Below are 22,199 nucleotides of genomic sequence, written 5' to 3' on the forward strand. Positions count from 1 at the left end.
ATGTTTTCGAAGCTCCTGATAGCCAATCGCGGTGAAATTGCCTGCCGCGTCATAGGCAGCGCCCGCCGGCTCGGCATCCGCACCGTCGCCGTCTATTCCGATGCCGACGACGACGCGCTCCATGTGGCGCTTGCCGACGAGGCAGTCAGGATCGGGTCGGCGGCCGCATCCGAGAGCTATTTGTCGATCGAGCGTATCATTTGGGCGGCGAGGAGCGTCGGGGCGGACGCCGTTCATCCTGGCTACGGCTTCCTTTCGGAGAATGCCGACTTTGCCGCCGCCGTCGAAGCCGCTGGCATGGTGTTCGTCGGACCCTCTGCGGACGCGATCCGCGCGATGGGGCTGAAGGACGCCGCCAAGGCGCTGATGGAACGCGCCGGCGTGCCGGTCGTCCCCGGCTATCACGGCGAGGAGCAGGAGGCGGGCTTCCTTGCCGGGGCGGCGGCTGAGATCGGCTATCCAGTGCTGATCAAGGCGCGCGCCGGCGGTGGTGGAAAGGGCATGCGTCGCGTCGACCGGAGGGAGGATTTCGCCTCTGCGCTGGACGCCGCCCGGCGGGAGGCCGAAGCCGCCTTCGGTGACGGCTCGGTGCTGATTGAAAAATATCTGACCAGGCCGCGCCACATCGAGGTCCAGGTCTTCGGCGACCGGCACGGCAATATCGTTCATCTGTTCGAGCGCGACTGCTCGCTGCAGCGCCGGCACCAGAAGGTGATCGAGGAGGCGCCGGCCCCGGGCATGATCGCCGAGGTGCGCCGCGCCATGGGCGATGCGGCGGTCACGGCGGCGCGGGCGATCGGCTATGTCGGCGCCGGGACGGTCGAGTTCATCGCCGACGTATCGAACGGGCTCTGGCCGGATCACTTCTTTTTCATGGAGATGAACACAAGGCTGCAGGTGGAGCACCCGGTGACGGAGGCGATCACCGGCTTCGACCTCGTCGAGTGGCAGTTGCGGGTTGCAGCCGGGGAATCTCTGCCGAAAAAGCAGGCCGACATCAACATGGACGGCTGGTCGTTCGAGGCACGGATCTATGCGGAGGATCCTGCCAAGGGATTTCTGCCGGCGATCGGCCGCCTGAAGCACCTGCACTTTCCGGACGCCAAGGTGCGGATCGATTCAGGCGTGCGGCAGGGCGACATGGTCACGCCCTATTACGATCCCTTGATCGCCAAGCTGATCGTGCATGGCCCCAACCGGTCGGCGGCCCTTGGCCAACTGCAGGCCGCGCTTAAGGAATGCCGGATCGGCGGCACGGCCACCAATCTCGACTTCCTCATCCGCCTGACCGAAGAACACGATTTCCGCTCGGGCAGGCCCGATACGGGTCTGATCGACCGCGAGATCGAGCGGCTGACCGGCCCGGTTGTGCCCGACGACGAGGCGCTGGCACTGGCGGTAGTCGTCGCGACCGGCGTCCTCGAGCCCGGTGTAAGAAACGATCCCTGGTCGTCGCTCGGCTATTGGCAGATATGGGGCGACGCGCAACGGACGGTGACGATCGAGCACGGCGGAGCCCGTGTGGCGGCGACCCTCAAGGCGCGCGGCCGCGACCAGTTCGCGGTGCATGCCGGGTCGAGCACACTGCCGATCCTGGTGCTCGAGCGGTTCGAGGACGGTGCCCGGGTCGAGGTGGCTGGGCAGAAGCGGATGCTTCGCTTCCTCAAGGACGGCGAGGCATTGACCTTGTTCGTCGGTGGTCGCAACCTTGTCTTCCACCTGCCGGATTCACTTTCGGGCGGGCACATGAGCGAGGTCGCCGATGACGAACTCATCGCACCGATGCCGGGCCTCATCAAGCTGGTGCGCGTCGGCGCCGGCGAGGCGGTCGCCAAGGGCCAGCCGCTCGTCGTCATGGAGGCGATGAAAATGGAACTGACGCTCTCGGCGACGCGGGAAGGCAAGGTCGCGAGCGTGCACGTGACCGAGGGCGCGCAGGTCAGCGAAGGCACCGTGCTCGTCAAGCTTCACGAGGAGGCGGCGGAATGACGTCGCAGGAACGCGGGCACGTCACGATCGTCGAGATGGCGCCGCGCGACGGTCTGCAGAATGAGGCCAGACTCGTCGATACCGACGACAAGATCAGGCTGGTCGATCTCCTTTCCGACTGCGGCTATGAGCGGATCGAGGTGACGAGCTTCGTCAGCCCGCGCTGGGTGCCGCAGATGGCCGACGCTCCGGCGGTGATGGCCGGCATCCAGAGGCGCCAGGGCACGCGCTACGCGGCGCTGGCGCCCAACATGCGCGGCTTTGAGGCGGCGCTGGCGTCGGGGGCCGACGAGGTGGCGATTTTCGCTTCGGCCTCCGAGAGCTTTTCGCAGAAGAACATCAACTGTTCGATCGCCGAAAGCATCGAGCGGTTCCGCCCGGTGGCGGAGGCGAGCCGCAACAACCGCATTCCGCTGCGTGGCTACGTGAGCTGCGTCGTCGAATGCCCCTACGAGGGAGCCGTCGCGCCGCAGGCTGCCGCCCGCCTGGTGCGGCTGCTTTCCGACCTCGGCTGCTATGAAATCAGCCTGGGTGATACGATCGGGCGAGGGACGCCGGAGGCCGTAGACGCCATGCTGGATGCGGTGCTCGGCGAGATAGCCGCAACGAAGCTCGCCGGTCACTTCCACGACACCTCGCGTCGTGCTCTCGAGAATATTGCGGTTTCCCTAGAGCGCGGCATCAGGGTTTTGGACGCATCCGCCGGCGGCCTCGGCGGATGCCCCTATGCACTGGGCGCGGCGGGCAATGTCGATACGGTCTCGGTCAACGCGCTTCTGGAGAAGAAAGGTTTTTCCACCGGCATCGATGCCGAAAAGCTCGAACGGGCCGCCGCCTTCGCGCGCTCCTTGAGGAGTACGGCATGACCTATCAGACAATCCGTCACGAGCGCGATGAACGAGGGGTTGTCCGGCTGACGCTCGCGCGCCGCGAAAAGCATAATGCGCTCTCGGCCCTGATGATCGGCGAGCTCACGGAGCTTGCCGGTCGGCTTGGAGCCGATCAGACCGTGCGCGCGGTCATTCTTGATGCGGAAGGAAAGAGCTTCTGTGCGGGCGGCGACCTGGAGTGGATGCGGCAGCAGTTCGCGGCAGACAGGCCGACGCGGATCGCCGAGGCGACGCGGCTGGCGATGATGTTCAAGGCGTTGAACGAGATGCCGAAGCCGTTGATCGCGCGCGTCCACGGCAGCGCCTTCGGCGGCGGGGTGGGACTGATCAGCGTATGCGATGCCGTCGTCGCCGAGCGCGGGGCTAAATTCGGGCTGACGGAAACCCGCCTCGGGCTTATCCCGGCCACCATCAGTCCCTATGTCGTCGCCCGAATCGGCGAGGCGAAGGCACGGCCATTGTTCATGTCGGCGCGAATTTTCGGGGCCGAAGAGGCGAAAACCGCTGGCCTTGTGTCGGTGGTCGCGAACATCGACACGTTGGACGCCGTTGTGGAAGCGGAAGTCGCGTTCTACCTGGTGGCCGCTCCGGGGGCGGCCGGCCGCGCCAAGCGGCTTGCGCGGTCGCTCGGCAGTCCGATTACCGACGCCGTCATCGCTTCGACGATCGAGCAACTCGCCGACACGTGGGAAACCGACGAAGCGCAAGAAGGGGTCGCTGCCTTCTTCGAGCGCCGCGAACCTTCCTGGCGAAGCTGATCTTCCCGGCGGTAATTGTGCTTGATTTGGGCGATATCTGATCCTAGTTTAATAGTGTACTGATCAAAACAGGATCGAGTTTGTCATGATGGCTGTCGATTTCCAGATTCCGGCGGCTCGCTTCGGTGACGATCATTCGCCGTACCTGTCGGCGCGCCTCGTTGCCGACCGGCTCGGCGTCACGCTCGCCGAACTCGCCAAGCTGATCGGCGTCGCCCGCAACACGCTGACGGCAAAGTCCGGCGCGCGAAAGGTCGACAGCGCTTTGAGCAAGGTCGTTCGCATCCTCGCCATGGCGTCCGAAATGGCCGGCGACGAGGCCCGCGCGGTCATCTGGTTCAAGCACCAGCCGATCCCCGGCTGGGCCGGCAAGACCGCCTATGATCTGGTCGGCGAAGGCAAGGCCGACAAGGTCCTCGCTTATCTCGAGGCCATCCGCGCCGGCGTCTACGCCTGAGGATGAGGAAAGTGTGAGCGGTTCCGCGCCCGCGTCCCGATCCGACCTGGAGCCAATGTCGCCGGCGCGAGCGATGACGCTCTGGCGTGCCTTCGTGCCACGCTGGGCCCATATGCCGCTTTCCGGCGAGGGCGCCGCCCGCTTCGGCGGCCGATGGAACCCCGTCGGAACGCCAACGATCTATGCGGCGCGGGAGCTTTCGACCGCTTGGGCCGAATATAACCAGGGCTTCGTGCAGCACCCGGCGCTGATCGTGCAACTTGAGCTTCGCGAGGCGAAGCTGGCGGACCTGACGGACGGCGATGTGCTTGCCGAACTCGGGCTCGAAGAGGCGATTCACCGCTGCGAGTGGCGCGACGAACTCGACAGGGGTTCGGTGCCGCAGACGCACAAGGCCCAAGCCGGACTTTTGAAGGACGGCTACGACGGCGTGATCTACCCGTCCTACATGTCACCCGGCGGCACCTGTGTTGCGCTCTGGCGCTGGAACGGCCGGAGCGGGCCGCGGCTCGACGTCATCGATCCGGAAGGCCGGCTGCCGCAATCGCCGGCCTCGTGGCTTTAGATTAGCACCTTGCCCGGATTGAGAATGCCGTTCGGATCGAGCGCGGTCTTGATGCGCCGCATGACTTCGATCTCGGCCGGGCTGAGGGATCGGTCGAGAAAATCGCGTTTCAGGGTACCGATGCCGTGTTCCGCGGAGATCGAGCCGTGGTGGCGGCCGACGAGGGTGTAGACGATCTCGTCGACTGCATGCAGCGTCTCGGCCTTCGCATCCGGGGCCGAGAAGGCGATATGCAGGTTGCTGTCGGCGACATGGCCGAAGAAGGACACATGGGCTGAGGGAAACGCCTCGTGGAGTGCGGCGCCGCACGCCTCGGCGAAACGGCCGATCGCCCCGATCGGCAGGCTGACGTCAAGATTGACGAGCGACGGCAGCCGGTCGAGCGCGTGCCCTTCGCGGACCTGCCAAAAGGCTTGGGCCTCCTTTTCCGACTGTGCGATCAGGGCATCGCCGATCAATCCGTCTTCGAGCATCTGGCCGAGAAAGGACTCGAACGCGTCGCGCTCACCGCCGAGCCCATGGGTGCACTGTTCGATGATGACGGCAAACGCGGGCGGCGTCTCGAAGAACCGGAGGCCTTCGGCCCCGCAATTGAACCCGAAATAGCTTTCCCACATCGTCTCATAGGCCGACAGCCCCGGGAGCTGCTGCTGCGCCCGCTTCAGCAGGGCGACGACATCGGCATAGCTGGCGAGGGCGCAGAGCGCCGTCAGGCGACCGTCGGGCAGCGGGCGGAGCCGTAGCACCGCCCGGGTGATGATGCCGAGCGTGCCCTCCGAACCGATGAAGAGCTGCCGGAGGTCGTAGCCGGTATTGTTCTTGATCATCTTGTTCAGCGACGAGAGCACCGTGCCGTCCGCCAGCACGGCTTCGAGGCCGAGGACATTGTCGCGCGTCACGCCGTGCCGAATGACCCGGATGCCGCCGGCATTGGTGGCGAGATTGCCGCCGACCTGGCAGGAGCCGCGGGCGCCGAGATCGATCGGTAGCAGGAACCCGGCCGTCTCGGCGGCGCGCTGCGCCACTTCGAGCGGCGTTCCTGCAAGCACCGTCATCGTGGCACCGGCGCTGTCGATCTCCTCGATGCCGGACATCCGCTCAAGGGAGATGACGATGTCTTCGGTCTTTGGATTGGCGCCGCCAGCAAGACCGGTCATGCCGCCCTGCGGCACGACGCTCTGACGGTGTTCGTTGCAGATTTTCAGGGCGATGGCGATCTCGGGCGCGCTTGCCGGACGAACGACCGCCATCGGCAGGCTGCGTCCCGTCAAGCTGGCATCGCTGCGATAACGGTCGCCGATGCGGTCGCCGGTCAATACGGCCTCGCCGAGGGAATGGACAAGCTCTTCGATGACGGTCATGCGGTGGCTCCACGCGCGGCGGGCAGCAGTCCGAGGAACGGGATCGGATCGATCTCGCCCGATGCTATCGCTCTGATAGAGTAAACCGCAAGCCGGCGCCAGCCAGTGCCGCTTCGCGAAGCGGCACTGTGATGCCGCTTCAGGTGCCGGTGCGTGCCAGCTCGCTCACCGGTGCTTCCGCCTGTCTCGAGACGGCTGCGACATCCCCTTCCTTGCGGAAGAGAGTCCACTTGGTCGGCCGGAAGGCGACACGGGTGTGGTCGGTAGACGACGCGCGCTCCGGCGGCAGTTCGATCTCGACCGGAGGGTGGGCCTTGCCGAGATCGATCTCGAGGTGCCGTGTGCCGGCGACGCGGCGGCTTGCCGTCACTAGGCCTGCGAGACAGCCGCCGCAGCCATCGATGAGTTCGATGTCGTGCGGACGGAAGTAAAGCGTTGCCACCCCGTCCGGCTCGCTTGCCGCACGCAGGCCGATTGGCCGGTCCTCGAACCAGATCTCGCCGCTCGAAAGCGTCACGTCGATGCAGTTCGACTGGCCGATGAAGCCATAGACGAAGGGCGAGACCGGATGGTCGTAGATATCGTCGGGCGTGCCGACCTGCTCGATCGCACCCTTGCTCATCACCACGACGCGGTCGGCCAGTTCGAGTGCCTCTTCCTGGTCGTGGGTGACGAAAACCGTCGTGTGGCCGGTGCGGTCGTGGATTTCCCGCAGCCACTTGCGCAGTTCCTTGCGCACCTGCGCGTCGAGCGCGCCGAAGGGTTCGTCGAGCAGCAAAACGTTCGGTTCCACCGCCATGGCGCGGGCGAGCGCCACCCGCTGGCGCTGGCCGCCGGAGAGCTGGGCCGGATAGCGCTTTTCAAGGCCGGACAGCTGCACTAGTTCGAGCAGGTCGAGGGCCCGGCGACGAATATCGGCGGCTGGCGGCCGGCGGCTCGACGGCCGGACCTTCAGTCCGAAGGAGACGTTGTCAAGCACGGTCATGTGCCGAAAGAGCGCATAATGCTGGAAGACGAAGCCGATGTTTCGCTGCTGCACCGTCTTCTTCGAGGCATCCTCGGCGCCGAAGAAGATCGTCCCGTCGGTCGGGCTCTCGAGGCCGGCGATGAGCCTCAGCAGCGTCGTCTTGCCCGAGCCGGAGGGGCCGAGCAACGCGATCAGCTCGCCGGAGCGGATGTCGAGCGAGACGTCGTCGAGCGCCGGAAAGCGGCCGAATTCCTTGCGTATGTTCTGGACGCGGACTTCCATGGATGTATGGACCTTTCAATGCCTGCGGCTGGCAGCGATCTCGTCGCTGTAGCGGATTTCAAGCGCCGTCTTAAGGACGAGCGTCACCAGCGCCAGAAGCGCAAGGACTGCCGCCACAGCAAACGCGGCGACGAAATTGTACTCATTATAGAGGATTTCGACCTGCAAGGGCATGGTGTTCGTTTGGCCGCGAATGTGACCAGAAACCACGGACACGGCACCAAACTCGCCCATCGCCCGGGCGTTGCAGAGCAACACTCCGTAGAGCAAGCCCCACTTGATGTTCGGCAGCGTCACATGCCAGAAGGTCTGCCAGCCGGTTGCCCCGAGCGACAGCGCTGCCTCCTCGTCGCTCGTTCCCTGCTCCTGCATCAGCGGGATGAGTTCGCGGGCGACGAATGGAAAGGTGACGAAGACGGTAGCAAGCACCAGGCCCGGCACGGCGAAGAGGATGTGAATGCCGTGCTTCTGCAAGAAGGGGCCGAGGGCGCTGTTGGCGCCGAAGAGCAGGACGAAGACAAGGCCCGAGATCACCGGCGACACCGAGAAGGGGAGATCTATCAGGGTCGTCAGAAAAGCCTTGCCCTTGAACTCGAATTTGGCGATCGCCCAGGAGGCCGCCACCCCGAACACCAGGTTCAGCGGAACGGAGATCGCTGCAACGATGAGCGTCAGGCGGATCGCCGAAAAGGTCTCGGGATCGCGAAGCGCCGTCGCGAACTCGGCCGGTCCCTTGCGAAACGCCTCGATGAAGACGGTCGCGAGCGGCAGGAGGAGGAAAAGGGCAACGAAACCGAGCGCGACTGCGATCAGCGTCAGGCGCGCGACCCGCGTTTCCGATGTTGCCGCTTTCACGAGTTTGGATGACGCCGTCGGCGCCGTGCTGGTATCAAGCGCCATTGCTGTATCTCCGTCTGCTCCAGGCCTGGATAGAGTTAATGACGAGCAGCATGATGAAGGAGAGGAACAGCATCACCGTGGCGATCGCGGTCGCAGCCGGATAGTTGAACTCCTCTAGGCGGATGATGATCAGCAGCGGTGCGATCTCCGAGACATAGGGCAGGTTGCCGGCGATGAAGATCACCGAGCCGTATTCGCCGACGCCGCGGGCAAAGGCAAGCGCAAAGCCGGTCAGCCCGGCCGGTAGCAGTCCCGGCAGCAGGACCCGGCTAATCGTCTGAAACCGGTTGGCGCCGAGCGTTGCGGCCGCCTCTTCGACCTCCTTGTCGATTTCCTCCATGACCGGTTGAACGGTGCGCACGACGAAGGGCAGGCCGACGAAGACGAGCGCCACGACGATGCCGGCCGGCGTGAAGGCGATCTTGATGCCGAGCGGTTCGAGGAGCGATCCGATCCAGCCGTTCGGCGCATAGAGCGCCGTCAGGGCAATGCCGGCGACGGCGGTCGGAAGCGCGAAGGGCAGATCGACCATGGCGTCGATCACCCGCTTGCCGGGAAAGCGATATCGCACCAGCACCCAGGCGAGGACGACGCCGAAGAAAAGGTTGACGACCGCGGCGATGAAGGCCGTGCCGAAGCTGATCGTCAAGGCGTTGACGGTGCGCTCGTCAAGGACGAGCGACATGAAGCTGGACCAGCCGAGGCTGGTCGAGCGCCAGATCAGGCCGGAGAGGGGAATGAGGACGATGAGGGTGAGCCAGGCGAGTGTGACGCCGAGCGCCAATCCGAAACCCGGAATGACGCTCGGCTGCCGAAACCGCCATCGCGTGCTGCTGCGAAAGGCCATATGATATTATTGTCCCGGCTTGTAGATCTGGTCGAAAACCCCACCATCGGCGAAGAATTTCGGCTGAGCTTCCTTCCAACCGCCGAATTCGTCAATAGTGACGAGTTTCAGATCGGCGAAGCGGGCGGTGTCCTTCGGGTCGGCAAGCTCCGGCTTGAACGGCCGGTAGTAATGCTTGGCGGCGATCTTCTGGCCGGCATCGCTGTAGAGATAGTTGAGGTAGGCCTCTGACACCTTGCGGGTGTCCTTTGCGTCGACATTGCCGTCGACGAGGGCCACGGGCGGCTCAGCCTTGATCGAGATCGACGGGGTGACGATCTCGAAGTTGTCGGGGCCGAGTTCCTCGAGCGAAAGATAGGCTTCGTTCTCCCAGGCGAGCAGCACGTCGCCGAGGCCGCGCTGGACGAAGGTGGTGGTTGCGCCGCGCGCGCCGGTATCGAGAACCGGAACGTGCTTGAAGAGCTGCGTCACGTATTCCTGCGCCTTGGCATCATCGCCGTTGTTGGCAGCACGCGCCCAGGCCCAGGCGGCGAGGAAGTTCCAGCGGGCGCCGCCCGAGGTCTTCGGATTCGGCGTGATGACCTGGATGCCGTCCTTGGTCAGGTCGCCCCAATCCTTGATGCCCTTCGGATTGCCCTTGCGCACCAGGAAGACGATTGTCGACGTATAGGGCGCGCTGTTGTTTTCGAGACGCGCCTTCCAGTCGGCCGGGATCTTGCCGGTCGCCTGTGCAATCGCGTCGATATCGGCTTCGAGCGCCAGCGTCACCACATCGGCCTCGAGACCGTCGATCACCGAGCGGGCCTGCTTGCCAGAGCCACCATGCGAAGTCTGGATCGTGACGGTTTCGCCCGTATCGGCCTTCCATTTTTCCGCGAAGGCGGCGTTGAAATCCTTGTAGAGTTCCCGCGTCGGATCATAGGACACGTTCAAGATTGTCGTGTCTGCGGCGGCAATACCGGCTGAGCCGAGCTGCAGGCTTCCGACCACAAGTGCTAGTTTCATGATTCCGGCAAGTCTATTCGAACGCATGTCGACCTCCATCCTTTGCCAGATAAAACTATCAATTTTATAGACTACCTCAACGCAAACATGTGACGCCGGCAGGCGGATTTGAGAAATGCCGTATCCTAATTTAGCCGTTTCCGGGAATTCCGTGCCCGACCGCTCCGCTCGGCGCGCGGGAGCATGGCTCATTTTCGCGCCTGCCCAAAGTAACTTTATTTGCGGCACGGTGCGATCGCCGCCGATCGATCGTTCGCATAGCGATGCGTTCCCGGGCGACAGACGAGGGGCCGTGAAGCGCTTTAGCGAGACAGGAGCGCAAGGCCGATCCGTTAGAGAACCCGACCGCGCGCCACGACGGTCCACTCGGCCTTCGGTTCGCCGGCCCCAATTATGTGGACGGCATCGACCATGTTGGTCACCACGCAGGCATGGTTCGGGACGACGCGAACCTGCTCGCCGACCTTAAGGCCGATCGGGCCGTCTGAGACGAGCCGGCCATGCTCCTCGGATAGCTGGTCGATGCGGATGTCGTCATGACCGAGCACATGGCCGTAACCGGTGAGGCCGAGCAGGTCGGAGGTCAGCACCTTGCTGCCGGCGTCGATGATCGCCCTGTTCGGCGCCGGAACGGAGACGACCGTCGCCAGCACCGTGAGGGCACAATCCTCCCATGTGGCCACGCCGCGGGCGACGAGAGAGCGGTCGTTGTAGATATAGGTGCCTGGGCGATACTCGGTCGCGATCGGCGCCTCGGCCGCCTGCATCATGCTCGGCGTGCCGCCGGAGGTAATAGTGGGGACCTCCAGCCCATCCGCTTCGATCAGCCGCTTTGCTTCGCTCATGAAGGCTTGTACGCGCGCCGCACCGTCGGCCGGCGGATAGGTCATCAAACCGTCGAACCGCAATCCAGGCGCGTCAGCAATGCGCCGCGCAAGCGCAGCCGCCGCTTCGGGCGTCGCGACGCCGCAGCGATCGGCGCCGGTATTACATTCGATGAGCACTGTAAGGGGCTTCGCGGCGTCGGCGAAATAGGTGGCCATGCCGTCGACGACGACCGGATTGTCCGCCACCACACGGAGGGTCACCCGCTCGTGCAGCCCAGCCAATCGTGCGAGCTTGGCCTCGCCGAGGATGTTGTAGGTGATCAGCACATCCGTGATCCGGGGGCTGCCGTCGACCATCGCCTCGGCTTCGGAGACCTTCTGGCAGGTTATGCCGATCGCTCCTGCCGCGAGCTGCAACTCCGCCATCTGCGGCAGCTTGTGCGTCTTGATGTGCGGCCGCACGCGAATGCCGTGCTGATCCGCATAGGCCTGGAAGGCGTGAACGTTGCGGCGGGCGATGTCGAGATCAACGAGCACGGCGGGCGTTTCGATCGGCAAGGGCATTGGCTCGGTTCCTCCCATGAGATGTCACGGACGGCGAATCTCGCCGAAGCCGCTTGACAAGTTATGGCCCGAGGCATTTGATAGGTCAATCCGGTATTGAGGACGCATGTCCGATATACCGGACAAAGAAATCACCGGGAACGAAAAAGGGGAGATCTCCGATGATCAAGACATTCGCCATCGCTGCGAGCTTCGCAGTCGCCGCGCTGGCCGCCATGCCGGCGCAAGCGCAGCAGCCGTCCAGCAAGCTTGATGAGGTTCTGGCACGCGGCCACCTGATCCTCGGCACCGGCAGCACGAATGCGCCGTGGCACTTCAAGAGCGCCGAGGACAAACTGCAGGGCTTTGACGTCGACATGGGGCGCATCATCGCCAAGGCGCTGTTCGGCGACCCCGACAAGATCGAATATGTCAACCAGTCGTCGGATGCGCGCATCCCCAACATCACCACCGGCAAGGTCGACCTCACCTGCCAGTTCATGACCGTCACCGGCGAACGCGCCCAGCAGATCGCCTTCACCATTCCCTATTATCGCGAGGGCGTCGGCCTGATGCTGAAGGGCGACGGCAAGTATGCCGATTACAAGGCGCTGAAGGATGCCGGCTCATCGGTGACCGTTTCGGTGCTGCAGAACGTCTATGCGGAAGATATGGTCCATGCCGCCCTTCCCGAGGCGACGGTCGACCAGTATGAATCGGTGGACCTGATCTATCAGGCGCTCGAATCCGGCCGCGCCGATGCGGCGGCCACCGACCAGTCGTCACTCGCCTGGTACATGACCCAGAATCCCGGACGCTACAAGGATGCCGGCTATGGCTGGAACCCGCAGACCTATGCCTGCGGCGTCAAGCGTGGCGACCAGGACTGGCTGAACTTCGTCAACACGGCGCTGCATGAAGCGATGACCGGGGTCGAATTCGACTTCTACGCCAAGTCGTTCAAGACTTGGTTCGGCAAGGACCTCACCCCGCCGCAGATCGGCTTCCCGGTCGAGTACAAGTAAGCCCTCGTGACCGGCGGCTCCGCCAATCGGCGGGGCTGCCCCGACGCGTGCTTGGAGCGGGATCCGCCCATGACCTATACATTGAATTTCGCGGCTGTCTGGCGCTCCTTCGACCTGCTGCTGCAGGGCCTGGCGCTCAGCCTTGGCCTTGCCGTCGTGGCGATCCTCGCCGGTTGCGTGATTGGGCTGATCACCGCCTTCGGGCTCGTTTCCAAGAGCGTGCTGCTGCGCAAACCCGCCGGTCTCTATGTCACGATCATCCGCAACACGCCGATCCTGGTGCTCGTGCTGTTCAGCTATTTCGCCCTTCCGGAACTCGGCGTGCGGCTCGGCAAGATCCAGAGCTTCGTCTTCACGCTCGCCATCTATTCCGGCGCCTATCTTGCCGAAGTGTTCCGCGGCGGCCTCATCGCTGTGCCGCCGGGACAGCGCGAGGCGGGGCTTGCGATCGGCCTCACGGAAATGCAGATCCGCACTTCGATCATCATCCCGCTGATGCTGCGCAACGTCCTGCCGTCGCTCGGCAGCACGTTGATCTCGCTCTTCAAGGATACCTCGCTCGCCGCGGCGATCGCCGTCCCGGAGCTGACCTTCGAGGCGCGTAAAATCAATGTCGAGACCTTCCGGGTTATCGAGACCTGGATCGTCGCGAGCTGCCTCTACGTCGCAACCTGCTCGCTGCTCGCCGCGATGATGCGCGCCGTCGAGCGCCGTCTGGCCGTCCCGAGGTAACGCCCTATGGATTTCGGTTTTCTCGATCAGATCTGGGTCGCCCGCCTGCCGCTCCTCAAGGGGCTCGGCGTGTCGGTCTCAATCTCGCTCCTCTCGATCGCCGTCGGCACCGTCCTCGGCGTCTTCGTCGGCCTCGCGCTCACCTATGGCTACAGGCCGGTTCAGTGGCTGGTGCGCGGCTATACGGACTTCATCCGCGGCACGCCGGTGCTCGTCCTGGTTCTCGCAAGCTATTATGTGCTCAGCACCGTCGGCATAGATCTCGGGCCCTTCCAGGCGGGCGTGCTGGCGCTCGCCGTCTTCTGCAGCTCGCATGTCGGGGAGCTGGTGCGCGGCGCGCTGCAGTCGATCCCCAAGGGACAGACCGAGGCCGCCAAGGCGATCGGACTGACCTTCCCGCAAACCTTCGCCTATGTGCTGGGGCCGCAGGCGCTGCGCCAGGCGCTGCCCGCCTGGGTCAATACGGCGGCCGAGATGGTCAAGGCCTCGACGCTGCTGTCGATCATCGGCGTCGGCGAACTGCTGCTGCGGACCCAGGAAGTGATTTCCCGCACCTTCATGAGCCTCGAATTCTATTTCTTCGCGGGCTTTCTCTATTTCGCCATCAATTACGGCATTGAGCGCTTCGGCCGCTACGTCGAGCGCAAGACCGCCGTTCCATCGTGAGGCTCCGATGACCAATCTTCTTGAAATCCGCGATCTTCACAAACGCTACGGCACGGTCGAGGTCCTGAAGGGCGTCGATTGCTCCATGCGCCAGGGCGAGGTGATCAGCATCATCGGCTCCAGCGGTTCCGGCAAGACGACGATGCTCCGCTGCATCAACATGCTGGAGGAGTTCCAGGGCGGCACGATTGCGATCGACGGACAGGAGATCGGCTACGAGACGGCCGGCGGCGTGCGCCGCCGCAAGCCGGAGCGGGAGATCGCCCGCCAGCGGGCGCTGACCGGCATGGCCTTCCAGCAGTTCAACCTGTTCCCGCACATGAGCGCCGCCGCCAACGTCATGCTCGGCCTCCTCAAGGTGAAGAAGATGGGCCGCGACGAAGCGCGGACGCTCGCCGAAAAATGGCTAGACCGCGTCGGTCTGCTTTCGCGCAAGGACCATTTTCCGGGCCAGCTCTCCGGCGGCCAGCAGCAGCGCGTGGCGATCGCCCGCGCCATCGCCATGAACCCGAAGCTGATGCTTTTCGACGAAGTGACGTCGGCGCTCGACCCGGAGCTCGTCAATGAGGTGCTGCAGGTGATCAAGGCGCTCGCCGAGGACGGCATGAGCATGCTGATCGTCACCCACGAGATGCGCTTCGCCTATGAGGTGTCGTCGCGGGTGATCTTCATGAACCAGGGCAGGATCGGCGAGGAGGGCAATCCCCGCGAAATGTTCCTGAAGCCGCAGACCGAGCGGCTGGCGGATTTTTTGAAGACGTCGACGTTCAACTGAACAGAGCGGGATGAGGAAAAGTATGCGCGCTTTCCACTCGCATCCCGCTCTATTTACAAGAGCCCATCCAATGAAGAAGTGGAGTGTAGTGTGACGATCAAGCGTTTTGGAACCGGAGAAACCGGTGCCGGCAAGCAGCCCTTGCCCTTTGCGAGAGCAGTCGAGGCGAATGGCTGGCTCCATGTGTCCGGGCAGGTCGCCATGGAGAAGGGCGAGATCATCGGCGGCGGCATCGTCGCCGAGAGCCGCAAGGCGATCGAGAATATGATCGCCATCCTGCATGAGGCCGGCTATGGCGTCGAAGACGTGGTCAGGATCGGTGTCTGGCTCGACGATCCGCGCGACTTCTGGACCTTCAACGGCATCTATGCGGAATATTTCGGCAAGAACCCGCCGGCGCGCGCCTGCGTGCAGTCGCGCATGATGGTCGACTGCAAGGTGGAAGTTGACTGCGTCGCCTACAAGGCTAAATGAGGTGAACCGGGGCGTGCTTCGCGCGCCCTTCCAACACGATCGAGGACGCGATGGCGGAGGCCGAAGATACGATCAATCGCAGGGCACGGGGTCTCGACCGGGCCTTCGAGATCCTCGATTATCTGCGCCTGCAGCGGCAGCCGCTGCGCCCCAACGAAATCGCCCAGGGCATAGGTGCGCCGCGTTCGTCGGTCTATGAACTGGTGAATCTGCTGCTGCGACAGGGGGTCATCGAGTATCGTGGCGACGATGGCCGCGTCTTCCTCGGCCGCAAGCTCTATTTCCTCGGAGCGGCCTATGCCGAGCAGTTCGACCTGATGCGCGAATGCGAGCATCTGCTTTCGCGGGTCGCCGAAGAGACCCGCGAAACCGCGCAGATGTGCCAGCTTGAGGGCAACAAATACGCCGTCGTCCTGATGAACGAGGGCAGCCGGCCGTTCCGCATCTCGACGAATATCGGCGAGCCGGTCGCCATTCCGTGGACCGCCTCCGGCCGGCTTCTCGTCGACCATATGAGCGACGAGGAGATACTTGCCTTCATCCCGGAAGCGGACTTCGTGTTGCCGAACGGCAAGCATCTCGATCCGGCCGCGTTCATCTCTCAGGTCCGGCAGGCCAAGAAGGACGGCTATTTCACCTTCAACAGCATCGTCGATAGCTTCACCCACTGCTTCGCAGTGCCGGTCTACGACGCGGAGGAAGTCTGCATCGCCACTCTCTGCCTCGTCGCGCCGAAGGAAGATGGCCTGCGCAACCGCGATGCCTATCTTCGGGTTCTGATCGATGCGGCAGGCGAACTATCGGAAAAGCTCGGCTATCGGCACGAAGGTGCGGCGACGGCGCGAAGCGTCGCGGGCCGCTAAACTCGGATAGGCGTAAGCGACATGCACCAAGGCTTCACGGCGCCCGAAGGGAGCGGCCGCTTTCCGGATCGAAGAGATGCAGTGCCGCTTCCTCGAACGAGAAGACTTGTGTCGATCCCGCAATGAGCGGCGTTCGTGGTGGCAGGCAGGCGGTAACGCGCTGTTCGCCGACCTTTGCCGTGGTCACCAGCTCCGGTCCGGTCAATTCCATCACTTCGACATCGGCAATCAAACGGACGCCGCTTGCGCCGGCATTCGCGAGCCGGAGCGCCTCGGGCCGAATGCCGATCTTGACGCGCCCGCCCGGGACCGCGGTTCTCTTGAAATCCTGCGGCAGCGGCAGCAGTTCGTCGGAGCCAGCGATTCTCAGCTGGTCTCCGCCGATTTCCGCATCGAGAATGTTCATCGGCGGCGAGCCGACGAAGCCGGCGACGTAAAGCGTCGCCGGCCGGTCGTAGATCTCCGCCGGCGTGCCGAGCTGTTCGATGCGGCCGTCGCGCATCACGGCGATGCGGGTGGCGAGCGTCATCGCTTCGATCTGGTCGTGCGTGACGTAGACGACGGTCGTCTTCAGCATCTGGTGCAGGCGCTTGAGCTCGGTGCGCATCTCCATGCGCAGCTTGGCGTCAAGGTTCGACAGCGGCTCGTCGAAGAGGAAGACCCGCGGGTTGCGCACCAGCGCCCGGCCGATGGCGACGCGCTGGCGCTGGCCGCCGGAAAGTTGGCTCGGCCTGCGGTCGAGCAGGTTCTCGATCTGCAGCAGCCTGGCGGTTTCGCGCACCGCCTTCTCCCGCTCGGCCGGCGGCACCTTGCGCATCTCGAGGCCGAAGCCGATGTTGCGGGCGACGCTCATGTTCGGATAGAGCGCGTAGGACTGGAACACCATGGCGATGTCGCGGTCCTTGGGATGGGCGCCGACGATCGATCGCTCGCCAATGAGGATATCGCCGCCGCTCGGTTCGGCGAGCCCGGCAATGATGTTGAGCAGCGTGGACTTGCCGCAGCCGGAGGACCCGAGCAACACCAGGAACTCGCCGCTTTCGAGCGCAATGTCGATTCCCTTCAGCGTCTCCACATCGCCGTAGCGTTTCTGGATGTTGCGGATTTCGAGTGCGCTCATTGGCGGATATCCTCGAAGAGGGCCGAAAGAGGCTTGCCGTAGCTGCGCGGCAGGGTGGAGATCGCTTCGGAAGCGACCCTGACGCCGGTCCTGAGACAAGCCTCCAGCGGCATTTTGGCGGCGAGGGCCGCCAGGAAGCCGGCATTGAAGACGTCGCCGGCGCCGATCGTGTCGACGACGGCAACGCGCGGCGCCACGACGGAAAATCCCTTGCCGTCGCGGTCGAGGGCGAGGGCGCCGTGGGGGCCGCGCTTGACAACGACGATCGCACCGGCCGGCATTCCTGCTTTCAGGCTCCGCGCCGCCTCGGCGGGGTCGGATCGGCCGGTGAGGGTGGTCGTTTCCACCTCGTTGAAGAGGGCGCAATGGCAGCGCTTCAGCCACTCGAGGGTTCGCAATCGATTGGTTTCCGTCCAGCCCTCGAGCGGCCAGCCGGTGTCGAGCGCCACGGCGATCTCATGCGCATCCGCCCAATCGAAGAACGCGTCATAGGCAAGCGTCAGCGCATCGGTCAGAAAGGATCCAGCGAGCAGGGCGATCCCGCCCCGAAGCGCGTTTCCGTCGAGCATCGAACGCACTTCGTCGAAGCTGAAGAGCGGCAGGTGGCCGCGCGTGGTGAAGAAGGTGCGTTCGCCGTCCGGATGGGTGATGCCGACCGAAAGCGTCGAACCGATGGCTTCGACGGGCCAGCCCCGCGAGCGTTCGCCGAAGGCCTCCTTCAGCCAGGTGCCGAACTGGTCGTTGCCGACATTGGCGGCGATCGCGTAGTCGACGCCGAGTGCATCCCAGGCAAGCGCGCTGTTTCCGGCACAGCCGCCGACGCGCAGCTCGTCGTGATCGACGATAATCTCCGTGCCTGCTTTCGGCCAGGGTTCGGCCGGCCCGAGGATGAGGTCGACATTGACATTGCCGATGACGGCCAGTGGACGCATGTTCTACTCGCTCCGGGTAACCTTGGTGGATCGCACCGGCGTACCGGCATTTTCGACGCGTGCGGCGGCAAAGGCGATCATGAAGTCTTGTGCCACCGGCAGCATGGCGAAAATCGCCGCCATACCCGCCGCCGGCTTGAAGGGAATTGTCGCCACGCCTGCGAGCGGCGGCTCGCCGGATGCGTCGAAGACGACCACCGGCGAACCGGCTTCGCCCGCCGAGGCTGCCATGGCGGCGACAAGGCCGGCGGTCGGGTCGGCGGCGCGGAAGAGAACGACGCCGACCGAGGGCCCGAGCATTTCCATTGGTCCATGCCGTAACTGTCCGCCTTCCAGCGAGAAACAGGGAAGCCGCGACAGTTCCGTGATACCGAGGGCGATCGCCTCGGCGAGGCCCTGCAATCGGCGGCCGGAGGTAACGACTGCGCGAACTTCGGCGAGCGCTTGCAGTGCGCCTGAGATCTCGGGCGTTTCGGGTGCTTTGAGGGCGGCCAGCGCCGCTGCCGGGTTGCCGCCAAGGGCAGACAGGATTGCGAGATGCAGCGCGAAGCTGATGGTCAGGCTGCGCGTTGCCGCAAACGCCTTTTCGCTGCCGCCGGCGCCGATCAGCGACGACGCTGTCCTTGCAAGAAAGGAATTTGCCTCAAGCGTCAGGCCAAAGGCTTCCGGCGTGCCGCCATTCGTCTCCTCGAACCAGCGCAGCACCTCGGCGCTTTCGCCGGATTGCGAGGTGATGAGGATGGTCTTGCCCTCGATCGGCAGCGGCTGGCCGAGCTGCTCGGAGAGCGGCAGGGCGACGGCATCGATACCGAGGTCCCGGTAGAGCGGTTCGACGGCGCGGCCGACCGCATGCGAACCGCCCATGCCGAGAAGCAGAAGCCGGCCGGTGGCCCTCAGCGACGCGGCGATCCTTACAGCAAGGGCAGCCGCCTGCTCATAGGAGGCAAGGGCATCGGCATGCTGACGGGCCATTTCGCGATCGATCGCGACGAGCCCGGAGGGGCGTTGTTTCGAGCTCCGCATGGTCATCCCTTTACACCGCCGCTGGTGAGCCCCGATATCAGGGCGCGTTGCATGACGAGGCCGATCAGCACCGGGGGCAGGGCGGCGAGCACGCCGGCGGTTGCGATCAGCCCGTAATCGGAAACGCGGCCACCGGCGAGATCGGCAATGGCGACCGTCAAGGTCTTGGCGCGCAGGTCGGAGGTGAAGAGCAGCGCGTAGAAGAACTCGTCCCAGGCGAGCAGGAACGCGAAGAGCGCCGAGGTTGCCATGACGGGAGCAGCAAGCGGCAGCGTCAGCAGCCTGAGAATCTGGTCGAGCCGCGCGCCGTCGATCATCGCGGCGCTCTCGATCTCCCGCGGTATGGCATCGAAACCGGATTTGAGGAGCCAGGTGGTGAAGGGCGCGAGAATGGTGAGGTAGACGAGCGCCAGCCCGAAGACCGAATTGAGCAGCCCGAAGTAGGCAAGTCCCATATAGAGCGGCACAGCGAGCGCCACCGGCGGCAGCATGTAGGTGGCGATCACCGCATAGAGCGACCAGGAGACGGCGGGCGTCCGCGACACCGCCCAGGCAGCCGGAACGGCGACGACGATCGCAGCGAGCGTTGCCATGCCGGCGACCTGCAGGCTGTTGACGAGCGAGGCGACGAAAGCGGCGCCGGCGCTGTTTTCGACGGCCGAGAGCAGGGTGCGGTAGCGGGAGAGGTCGATGTCGCTCGGCCACCAGTTGAGCGGCTTGGCAGAAAGGTCGGCGGCCGGAGAGATGCTCATCACGAAGAGCCAGACGACCGGCGCCAGGATGACGGCCGCCAGAAGCAGGGCGCTCGCGTGGACGAAGACGGAAAACAGGCGGCTCTGGCGTTCCATCAAGAGGCTCCCGCGGCCCTGCGCAGCAGCGCTGCATAGGCAGCTGCAAGGATGGTCACGAGCAGCGTGACGATCAGCGCCAGTGAAGCGCCGGAACCTGCCCGCTGGAAGGAGAAGGCCTCCTGATAGACGAGGATCGACAGCGTGCGCGTGCTGTTCGCCGGTCCGCCGCGCGTCATCACCCAGATGATGTCGAACACCTTGAAGGCCTCGATGGTGCGCAGCACCAGCGCGACGAGCAATGGGCCGGCCAGATAGGGCATGACGACGAAGCGGAAGCGGTTGAAGGGACCGGCACCGTCGACGAGTGCGGCGGCGGTGATGTCGCGGGGAACGGCTTGCAGCGCGGCCAAAGCAATCAATGCCACCAGAGGGAAGTTCTTCCAGCAGTCCGCAACAATGAGCGCGGTTAACGCCGAGCCCGGCTCGCCGAGCCAGGAGCGGTAGCTGTCGATCAGGCCGAGTTGGGTGAGCGCGGCGTTGAGCGCGCCATATTCCGGATTGTAGATGAGCCGCCAAAGCGTCGCATTCACCACCGTCGGCAGCGCCCAGGGGAGGATCATCAGGGCTCTGAGCGCCGCTCGGCCGCGGAATTGCTGGTTCAAGAGAAGGGCGGCAAGAACGCCGAGCACCATTTCGGCGGCGACCGAGACAACGGCAAACCATGTCGTCGTGACGAGCGCCCTTTGGAAGTTCGACCCCGTCAGCATCTTTTCGTAGTTGGCGATGCCGACGAAGCTTCCCTCGGTGCCGACGAGCTTGGCATCGGTGAAGGAGAGCCGCACCGTGTCGACGAGCGGCCAGCCGATCACCGAAACCATCACCACGAGCAGCGGCAGCATCAGCAGCCATGCACGCGTTGAAATCCAGTTGGCCGGCATCGGTGTACCTTCGCTTGGGGCAGTGGTCGGGATTGCGACGAGATCGCAAAGGAAGGTCCCGCACGACATGCGCGCGGGACTGGTAGGGTCCTGCGTTAGAGGCCGCTGTTTTCGGCGGCGGTCTTCAGCGCATCCTCCGGCGAGGCCTGGCCGAGCAGCGCCTCCTGGATCGCCTGCTGCAATGCGGTCGAGAGCTCCTGGTATTTCGGCGTGGTCGGCCGCGGATACATGGCGGCAAGCCCCAGCTTCGCCGCGGCGATCAGCTCTTCCTGGCCCTTGGTGACGTTCGGGTCTTCATAGGAGGAGGCCCAGATCGGCAGGCTGAGCTTCGCATAGGCGTTCTGCGTTTCCTGCGAGGTCATGTGGACGATATATTTCCACGCCTCTTCGGGATGCTTGCTCGTCGCGGTGATGCCGAGGCCCATCGAACCGTTGACGGCGGAAACCTCGCTCTTGCCGGCAACCCCCGGAGCCGGCACGACGCCCACCTTGCCGGCGACCTTGCTCTCCTTGGGATCGTTGGCGAGATTGTACATGTAGGTCCAGTTGAGCGCGAAAGCGGCCTCGCCGTTCTGGAAGACCTTGCGCACATCCTCCTCGAGGAACTCCTTGGAGTTTGGATTGGTGAGGCCGGAGGTGTAGCTCGTCACCATGTAGTTGAGTGCCTCGAGCCCGCCACCGCTCGTGAAGGCGGGCTTGCCGCCGTCGAGGAACTTGCCGCCATAGGCGCTGACCAGGGTCGTGTAGTCGCAGATTGCGGCCTCGGCCTGCGACCAGCTCCAGGCGATCGGCGTCTGGAGGAGCCCCTTGTCCTTGATTGTCTTTGCCTGCTCGGCAAGCTCGTCCCAGGTCTTCGGCGGCGCCTTAATGCCCGCTTTCTCGAGGATTTCCTTGTTGTAGAACAGGTATTTGGTGTCGAGAATCCAAGGCATGCCGTAGCGCTTGCCATCATATTCGACTGTCGTCCAGGCGCCCGGCAGGATGCCCTTGTTCATCTCGTCGGTGACGCGGTCGGTAACGTCGACGAGGACCTTGTTGCTGGCATATTCGGCCGGCCAGATCACGTCGAAGAGCACGACGTCATAGCCGCCGCCGGAGCCCTGCGCCAATACCGTCTTGTCGTGCAGCCCCTCATAGGGGACGAATTCGAGATTGACCTTCACGTCCGGGTTGGCCTTGGTGAAAGCCTCCGTCATGGCGCGCACATCGGCCTCGCTATAGGCGGCCTGCGCCATGAACAGGGCATTCAGCGTCGTCTCCGCATGGGCCGGGCTCGCGAAGGCGGTGCCAATGAGTGTCGCTCCCAGTAAGGCATTGCGTATGGATTTCAACATTGCTGCCTCCAATAGCTGATCGTTGCAGTCTGCATGCGAGAATTCGTCGCTCGCGGCGACGGCCGTCGACAAATCGATCGAAGCATTTGCGGCGCTGTCTTGCCGCTGCCGTCGTTCCCCGAGGTTCTTGCGACC

Annotated in this window: 23 protein-coding genes; 11 read left to right on the forward strand and 12 right to left on the reverse strand. The window is 64.3% G+C overall.

All coding sequences use genetic code 11. The features are described 5' to 3' along the window. From ATC00_RS20820 to ATC00_RS20840, 5 genes are all read left to right on the forward strand, one after another. Complete coding sequence (locus tag ATC00_RS20820) at nt 1-1,989, forward strand: acetyl/propionyl/methylcrotonyl-CoA carboxylase subunit alpha (protein WP_064254217.1); 1,989 nt, start codon at nt 1-3, stop codon at nt 1,987-1,989. Then, a complete protein-coding gene (locus ATC00_RS20825) occupies nt 1,986-2,855 on the forward strand; it encodes a hydroxymethylglutaryl-CoA lyase (protein WP_064254218.1) in 870 nt (289 codons plus the stop codon). The genes ATC00_RS20820 and ATC00_RS20825 overlap by 4 nt, the downstream gene beginning before the upstream one ends. After that, entirely contained in the window at nt 2,852-3,637 is a 786-nt protein-coding gene (locus ATC00_RS20830) for a crotonase/enoyl-CoA hydratase family protein (RefSeq protein ID WP_064254219.1), read from the forward strand. The genes ATC00_RS20825 and ATC00_RS20830 overlap by 4 nt, the downstream gene beginning before the upstream one ends. A gap of 85 nt (nt 3,638-3,722) precedes the next feature. After that, on the forward strand, nt 3,723-4,094 hold the full coding sequence (locus tag ATC00_RS20835; protein WP_037384278.1) for a DUF2384 domain-containing protein: 372 nt from the start codon (nt 3,723-3,725) through the stop codon (nt 4,092-4,094). A gap of 73 nt (nt 4,095-4,167) precedes the next feature. Further along, nucleotides 4,168-4,659, forward strand: a complete 492-nt coding sequence (locus ATC00_RS20840; RefSeq protein WP_082912485.1) for an RES family NAD+ phosphorylase — start codon at nt 4,168-4,170, stop codon at nt 4,657-4,659. On the opposite strand, the gene ATC00_RS20845 is transcribed toward ATC00_RS20840, so the two are convergent. From ATC00_RS20845 to ATC00_RS20870, 6 genes are all read right to left on the reverse strand, one after another. Next, entirely contained in the window at nt 4,656-6,020 is a 1,365-nt protein-coding gene (locus tag ATC00_RS20845) for an FAD-binding oxidoreductase (protein WP_064254221.1), read from the reverse strand. The genes ATC00_RS20840 and ATC00_RS20845 overlap by 4 nt on opposite strands. 139 nt (nt 6,021-6,159) lie before the next feature. Continuing rightward, entirely contained in the window at nt 6,160-7,269 is a 1,110-nt protein-coding gene (locus tag ATC00_RS20850) for a sulfate/molybdate ABC transporter ATP-binding protein (RefSeq protein ID WP_037384284.1), read from the reverse strand. 15 nt (nt 7,270-7,284) lie between these two features. Further along, the gene (gene cysW, locus ATC00_RS20855; protein ID WP_037384285.1) at nt 7,285-8,169 is read right to left on the reverse strand and encodes a sulfate ABC transporter permease subunit CysW; all 885 of its coding nucleotides are present in this window, start codon (nt 8,167-8,169) and stop codon (nt 7,285-7,287) included. Continuing rightward, a complete protein-coding gene (gene cysT, locus ATC00_RS20860; RefSeq protein ID WP_064254222.1) occupies nt 8,159-9,016 on the reverse strand; it encodes a sulfate ABC transporter permease subunit CysT in 858 nt (285 codons plus the stop codon). Before cysT ends, cysW begins: the two co-directional genes overlap by 11 nt. A 6-nt stretch (nt 9,017-9,022) precedes the next feature. Next, the gene (locus ATC00_RS20865) at nt 9,023-10,048 is read right to left on the reverse strand and encodes a sulfate ABC transporter substrate-binding protein (protein ID WP_064254363.1); all 1,026 of its coding nucleotides are present in this window, start codon (nt 10,046-10,048) and stop codon (nt 9,023-9,025) included. A 305-nt stretch (nt 10,049-10,353) separates the two neighbouring features. Then, nucleotides 10,354-11,412, reverse strand: a complete 1,059-nt coding sequence (locus ATC00_RS20870; protein ID WP_064254223.1) for a D-TA family PLP-dependent enzyme — start codon at nt 11,410-11,412, stop codon at nt 10,354-10,356. Between the two features lie 161 nt (nt 11,413-11,573). Between ATC00_RS20870 and ATC00_RS20875 the strand changes: the two genes are divergently transcribed. The 6 genes from ATC00_RS20875 to ATC00_RS20900 all read left to right on the forward strand — a co-directional run bounded on the left by ATC00_RS20875 (nt 11,574) and on the right by ATC00_RS20900 (nt 15,926). Next, complete coding sequence (locus tag ATC00_RS20875; RefSeq protein WP_037384291.1) at nt 11,574-12,416, forward strand: transporter substrate-binding domain-containing protein; 843 nt, start codon at nt 11,574-11,576, stop codon at nt 12,414-12,416. Nucleotides 12,417-12,485: 69 nt separating this feature from the next. Next, entirely contained in the window at nt 12,486-13,148 is a 663-nt protein-coding gene (locus tag ATC00_RS20880; protein WP_064254224.1) for an amino acid ABC transporter permease, read from the forward strand. Nucleotides 13,149-13,154: 6 nt separating this feature from the next. Then, nucleotides 13,155-13,814, forward strand: coding sequence for an amino acid ABC transporter permease (locus ATC00_RS20885; protein WP_064254225.1), 660 nt, complete (start codon nt 13,155-13,157; stop codon nt 13,812-13,814). A gap of 7 nt (nt 13,815-13,821) precedes the next feature. Beyond that, nucleotides 13,822-14,589, forward strand: a complete 768-nt coding sequence (locus ATC00_RS20890) for an amino acid ABC transporter ATP-binding protein (protein ID WP_037384299.1) — start codon at nt 13,822-13,824, stop codon at nt 14,587-14,589. Nucleotides 14,590-14,679: 90 nt separating this feature from the next. Further along, nucleotides 14,680-15,063, forward strand: a complete 384-nt coding sequence (locus ATC00_RS20895) for a RidA family protein (protein WP_064254226.1) — start codon at nt 14,680-14,682, stop codon at nt 15,061-15,063. A 50-nt stretch (nt 15,064-15,113) separates the two neighbouring features. Beyond that, on the forward strand, nt 15,114-15,926 hold the full coding sequence (locus ATC00_RS20900; protein ID WP_064254227.1) for an IclR family transcriptional regulator: 813 nt from the start codon (nt 15,114-15,116) through the stop codon (nt 15,924-15,926). Between the two features lie 34 nt (nt 15,927-15,960). On the opposite strand, the gene ATC00_RS20905 is transcribed toward ATC00_RS20900, so the two are convergent. The 6 genes from ATC00_RS20905 to ATC00_RS20930 form a co-directional block, all read right to left on the reverse strand. Beyond that, nucleotides 15,961-17,046 carry an ABC transporter ATP-binding protein gene (locus ATC00_RS20905; protein WP_064254228.1) on the reverse strand — a complete coding sequence of 362 codons (1,086 nt, stop codon included), beginning with the start codon at nt 17,044-17,046 and terminating at the stop codon, nt 15,961-15,963. Further along, nucleotides 17,043-17,978 (reverse strand): PfkB family carbohydrate kinase, encoded by a 936-nt coding sequence (locus ATC00_RS20910; protein ID WP_064254229.1) that lies wholly within the window; start codon nt 17,976-17,978, stop codon nt 17,043-17,045. The genes ATC00_RS20905 and ATC00_RS20910 overlap by 4 nt, the downstream gene beginning before the upstream one ends. A 3-nt stretch (nt 17,979-17,981) precedes the next feature. Then, the gene (locus ATC00_RS20915) at nt 17,982-19,007 is read right to left on the reverse strand and encodes an SIS domain-containing protein (protein WP_064254230.1); all 1,026 of its coding nucleotides are present in this window, start codon (nt 19,005-19,007) and stop codon (nt 17,982-17,984) included. Then, nucleotides 19,004-19,849 carry a carbohydrate ABC transporter permease gene (locus ATC00_RS20920; RefSeq protein ID WP_037384314.1) on the reverse strand — a complete coding sequence of 282 codons (846 nt, stop codon included), beginning with the start codon at nt 19,847-19,849 and terminating at the stop codon, nt 19,004-19,006. Before ATC00_RS20920 ends, ATC00_RS20915 begins: the two co-directional genes overlap by 4 nt. Then, on the reverse strand, nt 19,849-20,730 hold the full coding sequence (locus ATC00_RS20925) for a carbohydrate ABC transporter permease (protein ID WP_064254231.1): 882 nt from the start codon (nt 20,728-20,730) through the stop codon (nt 19,849-19,851). The genes ATC00_RS20920 and ATC00_RS20925 overlap by 1 nt, the downstream gene beginning before the upstream one ends. A gap of 95 nt (nt 20,731-20,825) precedes the next feature. Continuing rightward, complete coding sequence (locus tag ATC00_RS20930) at nt 20,826-22,064, reverse strand: extracellular solute-binding protein (RefSeq protein ID WP_064254364.1); 1,239 nt, start codon at nt 22,062-22,064, stop codon at nt 20,826-20,828. Nucleotides 22,065-22,199 lie beyond the last annotated feature (135 nt).

The sequence above is a fragment of the Sinorhizobium americanum genome, assembly GCF_001651855.1.
GTDB lineage: Bacteria > Pseudomonadota > Alphaproteobacteria > Rhizobiales > Rhizobiaceae > Sinorhizobium > Sinorhizobium americanum.

Bases quoted from the DNA above. Each gene is read 5' to 3' on its own strand.
- ATC00_RS20845 (WP_064254221.1), bottom strand. From the start codon at position 6,020: ATGACCGTCATCGAAGAGCTTGTCCATTCCCTCGGCGAGGCCGTATTG.
- ATC00_RS20885 (WP_064254225.1), top strand. From the start codon at position 13,155: ATGGATTTCGGTTTTCTCGATCAGATCTGGGTCGCCCGCCTGCCGCTC.
- ATC00_RS20925 (WP_064254231.1), bottom strand. From the start codon at position 20,730: ATGCCGGCCAACTGGATTTCAACGCGTGCATGGCTGCTGATGCTGCCG.
- cysW (WP_037384285.1), bottom strand. From the start codon at position 8,169: ATGGCGCTTGATACCAGCACGGCGCCGACGGCGTCATCCAAACTCGTG.
- ATC00_RS20830 (WP_064254219.1), top strand. From the start codon at position 2,852: ATGACCTATCAGACAATCCGTCACGAGCGCGATGAACGAGGGGTTGTC.
- ATC00_RS20835 (WP_037384278.1), top strand. From the start codon at position 3,723: ATGATGGCTGTCGATTTCCAGATTCCGGCGGCTCGCTTCGGTGACGAT.
- cysT (WP_064254222.1), bottom strand. From the start codon at position 9,016: ATGGCCTTTCGCAGCAGCACGCGATGGCGGTTTCGGCAGCCGAGCGTC.
- ATC00_RS20920 (WP_037384314.1), bottom strand. From the start codon at position 19,849: ATGGAACGCCAGAGCCGCCTGTTTTCCGTCTTCGTCCACGCGAGCGCC.
- ATC00_RS20915 (WP_064254230.1), bottom strand. From the start codon at position 19,007: ATGACCATGCGGAGCTCGAAACAACGCCCCTCCGGGCTCGTCGCGATC.
- ATC00_RS20880 (WP_064254224.1), top strand. From the start codon at position 12,486: ATGACCTATACATTGAATTTCGCGGCTGTCTGGCGCTCCTTCGACCTG.
- ATC00_RS20905 (WP_064254228.1), bottom strand. From the start codon at position 17,046: ATGAGCGCACTCGAAATCCGCAACATCCAGAAACGCTACGGCGATGTG.
- ATC00_RS20910 (WP_064254229.1), bottom strand. From the start codon at position 17,978: ATGCGTCCACTGGCCGTCATCGGCAATGTCAATGTCGACCTCATCCTC.
- ATC00_RS20890 (WP_037384299.1), top strand. From the start codon at position 13,822: ATGACCAATCTTCTTGAAATCCGCGATCTTCACAAACGCTACGGCACG.
- ATC00_RS20850 (WP_037384284.1), bottom strand. From the start codon at position 7,269: ATGGAAGTCCGCGTCCAGAACATACGCAAGGAATTCGGCCGCTTTCCG.
- ATC00_RS20930 (WP_064254364.1), bottom strand. From the start codon at position 22,064: ATGTTGAAATCCATACGCAATGCCTTACTGGGAGCGACACTCATTGGC.
- ATC00_RS20825 (WP_064254218.1), top strand. From the start codon at position 1,986: ATGACGTCGCAGGAACGCGGGCACGTCACGATCGTCGAGATGGCGCCG.
- ATC00_RS20820 (WP_064254217.1), top strand. From the start codon at position 1: ATGTTTTCGAAGCTCCTGATAGCCAATCGCGGTGAAATTGCCTGCCGC.
- ATC00_RS20870 (WP_064254223.1), bottom strand. From the start codon at position 11,412: ATGCCCTTGCCGATCGAAACGCCCGCCGTGCTCGTTGATCTCGACATC.
- ATC00_RS20865 (WP_064254363.1), bottom strand. From the start codon at position 10,048: ATGCGTTCGAATAGACTTGCCGGAATCATGAAACTAGCACTTGTGGTC.
- ATC00_RS20900 (WP_064254227.1), top strand. From the start codon at position 15,114: ATGGCGGAGGCCGAAGATACGATCAATCGCAGGGCACGGGGTCTCGAC.
- ATC00_RS20840 (WP_082912485.1), top strand. From the start codon at position 4,168: ATGACGCTCTGGCGTGCCTTCGTGCCACGCTGGGCCCATATGCCGCTT.
- ATC00_RS20875 (WP_037384291.1), top strand. From the start codon at position 11,574: ATGATCAAGACATTCGCCATCGCTGCGAGCTTCGCAGTCGCCGCGCTG.